Raw genomic sequence first — 8,734 nt, 5'->3', positions numbered from 1 at the left:
ACGCAAGTGTAGCCGCCGGTTGCGCGATTCCGTGCAGTCGGGAATGCTAGCCGGACTTCACGGAGAGCTGACCATGGCGAAGAAGGGCTGGGCTGCATTTCCCCACGCCGACAAGGCGTACGACTACGCCGGCGACAAGCTGGCGAAATCCTGGAAGGTGCTGCACGCTGGCGATCAGGAACCGTTTCCGGACGAGAAGCACGTCGCAAAACTGCTCAAGGCCAATCCCAAGCTCGGCAAGGACGCGGCAGCCTCGGCCAGCGCGCTGCAGGAGGCCTGGCGCGCCTTTCATCGCGGCGACTTCGAAGCCGCGTTCGAACAGGGCAAGGCGCTGAAGGCGCTCGGCGCCTCGGTCGCGATCAAGGCCGGCGGCATCCACGCCACGTATCTCGTCGATGCCGAGAAAGAAAAGCTCGCGCGCTACGAAACGCTGGCCGCACTCGCCGACGATGCGATCGCCGCGCTGCCCGAGGAAGCCAACAGCCATTACCGCCGCGCCTTCGCGATCGGCCGCTACAGCCAGTGCATCTCGATCACCAAGGCGCTCGCCCAGGGCCTCGCCGGCAAGGTCAAGGAATCGCTTGACGCGACGCTCGACCTCGCGCCGAAACACGCCGAAGCGCAGACCGCGCTCGGCCTCTACCACGCCGAGATCGTCGGCAAGGTCGGCGGCATGCTCGCGAAGCTGACCTACGGCGCGAGCGCCGCGACCGCCGAAAAGCACTTGAAGGAAGCGACCAAGCTCACCGCCGATTCGCCGATCGCCTGGATCGAATATGGCAACGGCCTGCTGCTGCTCCACGGCGACAAACAGGAAGACGCCGCCGCCGAAGCCTATGCGAAAGCCGCGAAGCTCAAGCCGCGCGATGCGATGGAAGCGCTGGATGTGGCGTGGGCGAAGGATCAGCTGGCGTAGAGCCAGAAGAAAATAGAGGTGAGTGTTTAGTAACTGGAGGACGGTGCGCGCTTCCTCTGGCTACTACCCCTCCCGCTCTGTTCCCTGCTCTCAATTCCCCCCGCCCCTGCGCAGATCCGCCGCATTCGGCAGTCCCGACGACGTCGGCGCCTTCATCTGCAGCCGGCGCACTTCGGATTCCGAGCTGCGGCGCGCGCGTTCGCGTTCGGCGAAGGTCTGGCACTTGTCCTTGCCCAGATGCGAGCCGGTCGAGCGCTCGCGCTGGCAGATCAGGCGGCGGCCGTCGTTGCGCGTGAGCACGGCGTTGACGTTTTCCTGCGCCTGCAGCAGCGCGGCCTTGTCGGCATCGCTGAAGGTCGTGACGTCGGGATGCTGCGCGAGCGCCGCGGCGATGCGGTCGAGGTTCTGCTCGACCTCGGCGCGCTCGGCGGTCGACACGAATTCGTAGTGGCCGCCGGGCTGCATCTGCTGGCGGATCGCGGCGGCCTGGTCGTCGAACAGCGTCCGCGTTTCGGCGGTCAGCGGCCGCTCGACGCGCTCCTTCGCGAACGGCGCCGGCGCGAACGCCAGGGTGACGACCAGCAGGGCTGCCGGGTAAATGCGCTTCATCGTATGCTCCGCGGAAATGGACAGGCGGCCTCATTGTGGCCGCGCCGCGCAGCCCGGCGCGTTGCCGAAGCTGCGAACATACGAATCATGTCGTAGATAGCTGCCACCGACGCGGGATGACCATGAGCACGAACAAGCCCGACTCCGCCAGCCGCCTCGACCGCGTCGTCGCCGACGCGCGCGCCGCTGCCGCCGAACGCGAAAAAGGCTACCGCGAGCGCGCGCTCAAGATGTATCCGTGGATCTGCGGCCGCTGCGCGCGCGAGTTCACGCGCGCGAACCTGCATGAACTCACGGTGCATCACCGCAACCACAACCACGACGACAACCCGGCCGACGGCAGCAACTGGGAACTGCTCTGCCTCTACTGCCACGACAACGAGCACTCGCGCTACATCGACCACACCGGCGACACGAGTGAATCCAAGGTCGCCGAAGCGACCGCGAATCCGTTCGCGGCCCTGCGTGAAATGATGGCGGCGAAGAAACGCTGAGCGTCGCGCTTCAGCCCCGCGACACGACGATGATCACGAGCGTCGCGAACGGGACGATGCCGTAGGCCGCCATGCGCAACGCCGACGGTTCGCGCGCGGCACCGAGCGGCTTGAGTCCGAACAGCGGGCGCAGCAGCGCGACGCGGCGGATCACGTACTCGTGCAGCACCCAGCATCCGCCGACCGTTCCGGCGATGACGAGCACGCATTCCCAGAACCCGCCGAGCTTCAACGGCACGAGCCAGTACGCGATCAGCACGATCAGGCTCTGGTGCAGCATGTACCAGGGATAGACGGCTTCGTTCGCGCGCGGCAGCCAGGCGAACGGGCGATTCAGCAATGCATGCGCCCAGCCGAGGATTGCGAGCAGCGCGGCCCAGACGTAGAGGTTGCGCAAGGTGACGATCACGACTTCGTGCCAGTACGGGATTTCGTCGGGCAGATCGTGCCGCGCGATCGCGTAGACGGCGAATACGGTCAGCGCGAACGCCAGCGCGATCTTTCGCAGGCGCAGCGCTTCGCGCCAGAAGCCGTCGTGGCGCGCGATCACGAAGCCGTAGACGAACACCGTGAAATAGACCGCGTTGCGATACCAGTCGTGGATGAAATCGCCGCGCTCGGGGAAATGCGGCTGCAGCGTCAGGCTGTAGAGGAGCAGCGGCAGCCCGGGCAACACGAGCAGCGCGACGCCGCGCAGATTGCCGAAGCCGTCGGCGAGGCGCCGGCCCCCGCCGCTGCGAAGCGCCGGCAGCAGCGCGGCGAGTACCAGGGTGTAGACCCAGAGATAGGCGAGATACCACAGATGGTTCCAGGTATAGCCGTGTTCCCAGCCGTCGAACGCGTTCTCGGGCCAGCGCTTCGCGGTGTAGTACTCGGCAAGGAAGTTCCAGAATCCCGGTTCGACGACGCCGTTGGTCACGCCCTGGACATAGGGCTGTACCGGCACGACGGCGACGATGCCGAAGGTCAGCGGCAGCAGCAGGCGCCAGCTGCGCATCGCGAGGAACCGGCCGGTCTCGCCGGACTTCAGCACGAAGGCCGCGGCCATGCCCGAGATAAGAAATATCAGGTCCATGCGCCAGCGGTTCATGAACAGCATGGGCAGTTGCAGGGCGTCGGACGTGTACGCGCTCTTGATGTGCCAGCCCCACTCGCCGACGTAGAGCATGCCGACGTGATAGAGGATCAGGAACGCGAAAGCGATGACGCGCAGGGCGTCGATGTCGTGGCGGCGGTTCATGGGTTCTCCGAGAGTGTGCGCCGAGATTCACGCGACGCGGTCCCGGCGTCGCGCGCCAAGGGCTTGATCGACCACGGTTTGGGACGAGCGGCGGACGGCGGGGACGAATCGCGGGCGACCCCGCGCGGCGCTCCGTAGAATCCCGCGCATGACCGACACCGCGAACTGGCTGGCCCGCTACCAGCCCTGGCGCCGCAGCGCCGAGATCGGCTTCTGGATCTTCGGCTTCCTGATCAATGCCCTGTTCAACAGCCTGACCGTCATGATGGACGTGCAGCGCTCGCACCTGGACTTCGCCCCGTGGAAGCCCGCGGTCTGGGAGACGTCCAGCGGCTTCGTGATCCTTATGCTGGTGCCGGCCGTCGTCGCATTCACGCGCCGCTTTCCGCTGCATCACGACACGTGGCGCCGCCACCTGCCCTGGTACCTCGCGGCCAGCATCGTGTGGTCGCTGCTGCATGTGGTCGGCATGGTCGCGCTGCGCAAGCTCGCCTATGCGACGCAGGGCGAGCAGTACGACTTCGGCAACTGGCCGCTCGAACTCGGCTATGAATATCTGAAGGACGTCCGCGAGTTCGTCTCGACCGTCGCACTGATCCATGTCTACCGGTTCCTGCTCCTGCGCCTGCAGGGCGAGGCCCGCCTGCTCGAAGCCCCGGACGTCGGGCCGCCGGTCGAACCGCTGGAGCGACCCGAGCGCTTTCTCGTGCGCAAGCTCGGCCGCGAGTTCCTGATCGCCGCCGACGACATCGAGTGGATACAGGCCGCCGGCAACTACGCGAACCTCCATGTCCGCGGACGCGACTATCCGCTGCGCAGCACGATCGCCGGCATCGAGGCGCGACTCGATCCGCAGCGCTTCGCGCGCGTGCACCGCAGCTACATCGTCAATCTCGACCAGGTCGCGATGATCGAACCGCTGGAAACCGGCGACGCGCGGCTGCACCTGAAGGACGGGGCGACGCTGCCGTGCAGCCGGCGTTTCCGCAGCGGCCTGCGCGAACGCGCGCTCGCCGGCGCCTGAGTCCGCAACGGCGCCGTTTTCGCGCTGGCGCGAGACCGGGGTGTGCGGCTACGCTGGCCGCATGGACACCGTGCGCTATCTGCAACTCGACGTCTTCGCCGAGCACGCCGGCGGCGGCAATCCGCTCGGCGTCGTGCTCGGCGCCGCGGGCTGGAACGACGCGACGATGCAGCGCTTCGCAAGATGGACCGGCCTCGTCGAGACCACGTTCCTGTTGCCGCCGACGCAGCCCGACGCGAGCTATCGCGTCCGCATCTTCACGCCACAGCGCGAGATCGCATTCGCGGGGCATCCCACGATCGGCAGTGCGCATGCCGCGCTCGAAACCGGCTTCGTCGCGAATCACAGCGAACGGATCGTGCAGGAATGCGGCGCCGGCCTGCTGCCGATCCATGTCGCACACGACGCACAGGGTCGCTTGCTGTCGGTGCAAGCCCCGCGCGCGCGCGCGCTCGAACCTGAAGTGCTGCATGCCAAGCTCGTGCGCGCGATCCTCGATCGCACACCGCTCGGCGCGCTGCCGCCGGGCTTCGTCGAGGGCGGCCGGCGCTGGTGGATCGCCGAATTCGCCGAGGAGACGACGCTGCGCCAGTGGCAGCCCGACCACGCCGCGATCGCGCGGCTGGCGAAGGCCAGCGACAGTCTCGGCCTCTGCGTGTTCGCGCGCTGCAACCAGTCCGATTACGAGGTCGCCGTGCGCGCGTTTCCGGCCGGCGTCGGCATCGCCGAAGACCCGGCTTCGGGCGCGGCGAACGGCCTGATTGCCGCGTGGATCGCCGCCGGCGAACCCGACGGCCCGCTCGCACGCGGCTACCGCGTGAGCCAGGGTCGCGAAATCGGTCACGACGCGCGCATCGGCATCCGGATCGAGGCCGACGGCACGGTCTGGGTCGGCGGCCGCACGCACACCGTCGTCGACGGTCGTGCGTTCTGGCGCTGAGGCAAAGAACGACGTCGCGTCAGGTGACGACGGGCGAGAACCTCGTCGTCACAACGTGCGCGTCTGCCCGCCGTCGACGTCGAGCACGGCGCCCTGGCAGTAGGCCGCGCGCGGCGATGCGAGAAACACGACAGCCGCGGCGATTTCCTTGGGTGTGCCGAAGCGCGCGACGCGCAGCGTGGCCGCAATCTCGCGCGCGGCCGCGTCTTCGTCGATGCCGCGTTCCCCGGCCAGCGCACGCACGCGCCCCTGGAGCCGATCCGTCGCGATCGAACTCGGATTGATCGCGTTGACGCGCACGCCGTCGGCGACGCCGCGGTCGGCCAGCGCTTTCGTCAGATTCAACAGCGCCGCGTTGACCGCGCCGCCCACGGTGAATTCGGCACTGCCGGTGCGCCCGCCGATGCCGACGACGTTGACGATCGCGCCCTGCGCGGCCTGCAGCGCCGGCCAGGCCGCACGGCTCAGCCGCATGGCCCCGAAGAACTTCAGCGCGAAACCGTCCTGCCAGGCCGCGTCGTCGAGCGCGAGAAAATCGCCGCGCACGGTCGCGCCGGCGTTGTTGACGAGGACGTCAAGGCGTCCGAACGTGGCGAGCGCCGCGTCGACGATGCGCTGTGCCGCATCGGCCTCGCGCAGATCCGCCGCAACCGCGATCCCCGGTACCGGCAGCCCGGCGACGAGTTCGTCGAGGCTCGCGGCCGAACGCGCGATCGCGACGACATGTGCGCCTTCGCGCGCGAGCGCCTCGACGACGCAACGGCCGATGCCGCGGCTCGCTCCGGTGACGACGGCGACCTTGCCGGCGAGTTGCATATCCATGGAGGAATGCCTTGACGTGGAGAGGAGTGAGAAAAAGAGTACGGGAGCCGGCCCGTCCACTCTTTTCTCACTCCTCTCAGTCGTTTCCTGTCGTCACCCGCGAAGCTCGAACCGCGCGCGGAAGATCGTGTCGTCGTCGGTCTCCGGCGCGCCGGCGAGTATCCAGTCGTGCACGAGCGCCTGCTCGGCGATCGGAATCGGCTGGCGGTCGCGCGGCATGCGCACGCCGATGTCGACGACGTCGCAGTTGAGCTTCGTGAACAGCAGGCTTTGCCACGGGCGGTTCGGCACGACACGGATCAATTCGGGGTCCTGGCTGCTCGGCTCGTTGTAGAGAAAGAACCAGGAGTTCGGCGGGTCGAGAAAAAGGTCGGCCGCCGCGTTGCCGCCTTCGGGTTCGACATGGCAGTTCGCGCAGCGCGCGCTCCAGATCGGCTGGATGTCAACGTTGTAGTTGACGTGCTGGCGCATCGGAATCGCGTCGATGCTGTCGCATTCGTCGAAAAACGGCAGGCGGATCAGCGCCGGTTCGGCCACAGGCCAGGCCCAGGCGGCGAACGGCACCGCCGCAAGCGCGAGCGCCGACAGGCGGCGTGTGCGAGGGCTCATGACGACACCGGCCCCTGCGAGCGCAGCGAGCGCGCGATCAGCCCGATGCCGCCGAACAGCAGCACGAGCATCAGCAGCGTGTTGAACAGGCTGGTCTGCAGGAAATACACGCGCAGATTGACGATGACGCCGGCGATCACGATGACGAGACCCGCGATCGTCAGCAGCCATCCGGGCACCGAGCGCCCGTCGAAGAACAGCAGCCCGATGCCAAGGACGAACGGGATCAGCGAAAGCCCGAACGTGTTGTAGCCCCAGAGCGCCCACGAGCCGCCGCTGACGACGACCTGATTCGTGAGCAGCCAGCCGCCGGCCACGGCCAGCGCGAACCCGAACAGGAACTGCCCGATACCGCCCGGCGTGCCGCCGGCCCCGTTGATCGCCACGGTGTACTCTCCGAAAGATGCGGCTACGTTTTACGGTCTGCTGCCGGTGAGGTCAAACGTGCGGGAACCGCAGTGCGACCTTGGTCGCGCTTGGATTGCCGTTCGTCGGCCGCCACGTGCGAAGCGGGCGCGGGCATGAGGGGAAATCCGCCTCTGCTGCGTCATCACAGGCAATCCACACGATCGCAGGAATACTCGCACCCGTCATGAGCGCCTCCAAGGCCCTTGCTCTTCCCCCGAACGGCGGCGCCGCGCCGCGATCCTTCGTGTTTCGCCGTCGCCGTCTGCGTCACCGCAGCCAGCGCGAAACCACGGTCGCCGTTCCGGGCAATCCCGCTTCGCTTCTGTCGATCGGCCTCGTCGCCGGCGTTTCGCTGCTGCTGTCACTGCTCGCCTGCACGTTCATCGTGACCGGGCTCGCCGTGTGGGTCGCCAACGGCGCGGCCGAATGGCTGGCCGCCGCAGTGCCGGCGCTGCTCGCGGTCCTGCTGTTCGCTTTCGCGCTGCGCCTGACGCGGCTGCTGAACCCACCGTCGAACTGAGCGCGGCCGCGCCCTTGCCCGCCGCCGGCCACGGCGCCGAGACCGTCGTCACGCGCTGGTTCGGCGACTCATTTTCCCAATTGCACCCTCTGCTGCAGACGCTGCATCGCCGTGGCGGGCGACTGAGCGGCCGCATCGCGGTCGACTGCGGCCGTGGCGCGGCCGGCGTCCTCGGGCGCCGCCTCGCGCGCGGCCTCGGCATTCCGGCCGACCGCACCGAGTGCGGTTTCGAGGTGCGCATCGTTCATCGCGACGATGCACTGATCTGGAGCCGCCGCTTCGACAACGGCGGCGAGATGGTCTCGTCGTTCGTGCCGTACGGAAAATTCCCCGGCGGCGGCTGGCTCGAGCGCACCGGGCCGCTGACGCTCGATCTCGGCGTCGACGTGCGCGACGGCGGCTGGCATTGGGCATTGCGCGGCGCGCGCTGGCACGGCCTGCCGGTCCCGCTCGCGCTGTTGCCACGCTCGCAGGCCGGCAAGCGCATCGTCGACGGGCGCTACGCGTTCGAGGTCGAGTTCTGCCTGCCGATCGTCGGGCGCGTGCTGCGCTATTCCGGAATGCTTGAAGCAGAAACTGGAGGTGAGTAGACAAGAACTAGAGATGTCGCTTCTCCAGTCGCGACTTACTCACCTCGAGTTGCTGAACTCAGAGCATCGGCAACTTCAGCCCCTGCTCCCGCGCGCAGTCCTGCGCGATCGCGTAGCCCGCGTCGGCGTGGCGCATGACGCCGGTGCCGGGATCGTTCCAGAGCACGCGCGCGAGGCGCCTGTCGGCCGCTTCGCTGCCGTCGCAGACGATGACGACGCCCGAATGCTGGCTGTAGCCCATGCCGACGCCGCCGCCGTGATGCAGCGAGACCCAGGTCGCGCCGCCGGCGGTATTGAGCAGCGCATTGAGCAACGGCCAGTCGGACACCGCGTCGCTGCCGTCACGCATCGCTTCGGTTTCGCGGTTCGGGCTCGCGACGGAACCCGAGTCCAGGTGATCGCGGCCAATCACGACCGGCGCCTTCAGTTCGCCGTTGCGCACCATCGCGTTGAACGCGAGGCCGAGCTTGTGGCGCAGGCCCAGCCCGACCCAGCAGATGCGCGCGGGCAGGCCCTGGAAGCTGATGCGCTCACGCGCCATGTCGAGCCAGCGGTGCAGGTG

Annotated in this window: 11 protein-coding genes and 1 pseudogene; 6 read left to right on the top strand and 6 right to left on the bottom strand. The window is 68.0% G+C overall.

Features of this window, described 5'->3' with window-relative positions; translation table 11 throughout:
- Nucleotides 1-43 precede the first annotated feature (43 nt).
- Nucleotides 44-916 carry a hypothetical protein gene (locus VLF18_RS20465; protein ID WP_325281482.1) on the top strand — a complete coding sequence of 291 codons (873 nt, stop codon included), beginning with the start codon at nt 44-46 and terminating at the stop codon, nt 914-916.
- 90 nt (nt 917-1,006) lie between these two features.
- On the opposite strand, the gene VLF18_RS20460 is transcribed toward VLF18_RS20465, so the two are convergent.
- The gene (locus VLF18_RS20460) at nt 1,007-1,525 is read right to left on the bottom strand and encodes a hypothetical protein (RefSeq protein ID WP_325281480.1); all 519 of its coding nucleotides are present in this window, start codon (nt 1,523-1,525) and stop codon (nt 1,007-1,009) included.
- A gap of 122 nt (nt 1,526-1,647) precedes the next feature.
- On the opposite strand from VLF18_RS20460, the gene VLF18_RS20455 reads away from it, so the two are divergent.
- A complete protein-coding gene (locus VLF18_RS20455; RefSeq protein WP_325281479.1) occupies nt 1,648-2,019 on the top strand; it encodes a YajD family HNH nuclease in 372 nt (123 codons plus the stop codon).
- A gap of 10 nt (nt 2,020-2,029) precedes the next feature.
- Here VLF18_RS20455 and VLF18_RS20450 read toward each other — a convergent pair whose 3' ends face one another.
- Nucleotides 2,030-3,259 (bottom strand): acyltransferase family protein, encoded by a 1,230-nt coding sequence (locus VLF18_RS20450; RefSeq protein ID WP_325281478.1) that lies wholly within the window; start codon nt 3,257-3,259, stop codon nt 2,030-2,032.
- Between the two features lie 148 nt (nt 3,260-3,407).
- Between VLF18_RS20450 and VLF18_RS20445 the strand changes: the two genes are divergently transcribed.
- Both VLF18_RS20445 and VLF18_RS20440 read left to right on the top strand, forming a co-directional pair.
- Entirely contained in the window at nt 3,408-4,283 is an 876-nt protein-coding gene (locus VLF18_RS20445; RefSeq protein WP_325281477.1) for a LytTR family DNA-binding domain-containing protein, read from the top strand.
- A gap of 61 nt (nt 4,284-4,344) precedes the next feature.
- Nucleotides 4,345-5,223 carry a PhzF family phenazine biosynthesis protein gene (locus tag VLF18_RS20440; protein WP_325281481.1) on the top strand — a complete coding sequence of 293 codons (879 nt, stop codon included), beginning with the start codon at nt 4,345-4,347 and terminating at the stop codon, nt 5,221-5,223.
- 48 nt (nt 5,224-5,271) lie between these two features.
- On the opposite strand, the gene VLF18_RS20435 is transcribed toward VLF18_RS20440, so the two are convergent.
- The 3 genes from VLF18_RS20435 to VLF18_RS20425 all read right to left on the bottom strand — a co-directional run bounded on the left by VLF18_RS20435 (nt 5,272) and on the right by VLF18_RS20425 (nt 7,040).
- On the bottom strand, nt 5,272-6,045 hold the full coding sequence (locus tag VLF18_RS20435) for an SDR family oxidoreductase (RefSeq protein ID WP_325281476.1): 774 nt from the start codon (nt 6,043-6,045) through the stop codon (nt 5,272-5,274).
- Between the two features lie 93 nt (nt 6,046-6,138).
- Nucleotides 6,139-6,654: a hypothetical protein gene (locus VLF18_RS20430; protein ID WP_325281475.1), complete on the bottom strand. Its 516-nt coding sequence runs from the start codon at nt 6,652-6,654 to the stop codon at nt 6,139-6,141.
- On the bottom strand, nt 6,651-7,040 hold the full coding sequence (locus VLF18_RS20425) for a hypothetical protein (RefSeq protein WP_325281474.1): 390 nt from the start codon (nt 7,038-7,040) through the stop codon (nt 6,651-6,653). The genes VLF18_RS20430 and VLF18_RS20425 overlap by 4 nt, the downstream gene beginning before the upstream one ends.
- A 206-nt stretch (nt 7,041-7,246) precedes the next feature.
- Between VLF18_RS20425 and VLF18_RS20420 the strand changes: the two genes are divergently transcribed.
- Entirely contained in the window at nt 7,247-7,582 is a 336-nt protein-coding gene (locus VLF18_RS20420; protein ID WP_325281473.1) for a hypothetical protein, read from the top strand.
- A 14-nt stretch (nt 7,583-7,596) separates the two neighbouring features.
- Entirely contained in the window at nt 7,597-8,172 is a 576-nt protein-coding gene (locus VLF18_RS20415) for a DUF4166 domain-containing protein (protein WP_325281472.1), read from the top strand.
- A 58-nt stretch (nt 8,173-8,230) separates the two neighbouring features.
- Here VLF18_RS20415 and VLF18_RS20410 read toward each other — a convergent pair.
- Nucleotides 8,231-8,734 (bottom strand): annotated as a pseudogene (locus VLF18_RS20410) (urocanate hydratase); the annotation flags it as partial.

Source organism: Tahibacter sp. (assembly GCF_035481375.1).
Classification (GTDB): domain Bacteria; phylum Pseudomonadota; class Gammaproteobacteria; order Xanthomonadales; family Rhodanobacteraceae; genus Tahibacter.
Note: the sequence above shows the minus strand (reverse complement) of the source record. Positions and strands in the feature narration are given on the sequence as shown.

Coding starts and splice junctions, on each gene's coding strand:
- VLF18_RS20465 (WP_325281482.1), top strand. CDS start 44: ATGCTAGCCGGACTTCACGGAGAGCTGACCATGGCGAAGAAGGGCTGG.
- VLF18_RS20460 (WP_325281480.1), bottom strand. CDS start 1,525: ATGAAGCGCATTTACCCGGCAGCCCTGCTGGTCGTCACCCTGGCGTTC.
- VLF18_RS20455 (WP_325281479.1), top strand. CDS start 1,648: ATGAGCACGAACAAGCCCGACTCCGCCAGCCGCCTCGACCGCGTCGTC.
- VLF18_RS20450 (WP_325281478.1), bottom strand. CDS start 3,259: ATGAACCGCCGCCACGACATCGACGCCCTGCGCGTCATCGCTTTCGCG.
- VLF18_RS20445 (WP_325281477.1), top strand. CDS start 3,408: ATGACCGACACCGCGAACTGGCTGGCCCGCTACCAGCCCTGGCGCCGC.
- VLF18_RS20440 (WP_325281481.1), top strand. CDS start 4,345: ATGGACACCGTGCGCTATCTGCAACTCGACGTCTTCGCCGAGCACGCC.
- VLF18_RS20435 (WP_325281476.1), bottom strand. CDS start 6,045: ATGGATATGCAACTCGCCGGCAAGGTCGCCGTCGTCACCGGAGCGAGC.
- VLF18_RS20430 (WP_325281475.1), bottom strand. CDS start 6,654: ATGAGCCCTCGCACACGCCGCCTGTCGGCGCTCGCGCTTGCGGCGGTG.
- VLF18_RS20420 (WP_325281473.1), top strand. CDS start 7,247: ATGAGCGCCTCCAAGGCCCTTGCTCTTCCCCCGAACGGCGGCGCCGCG.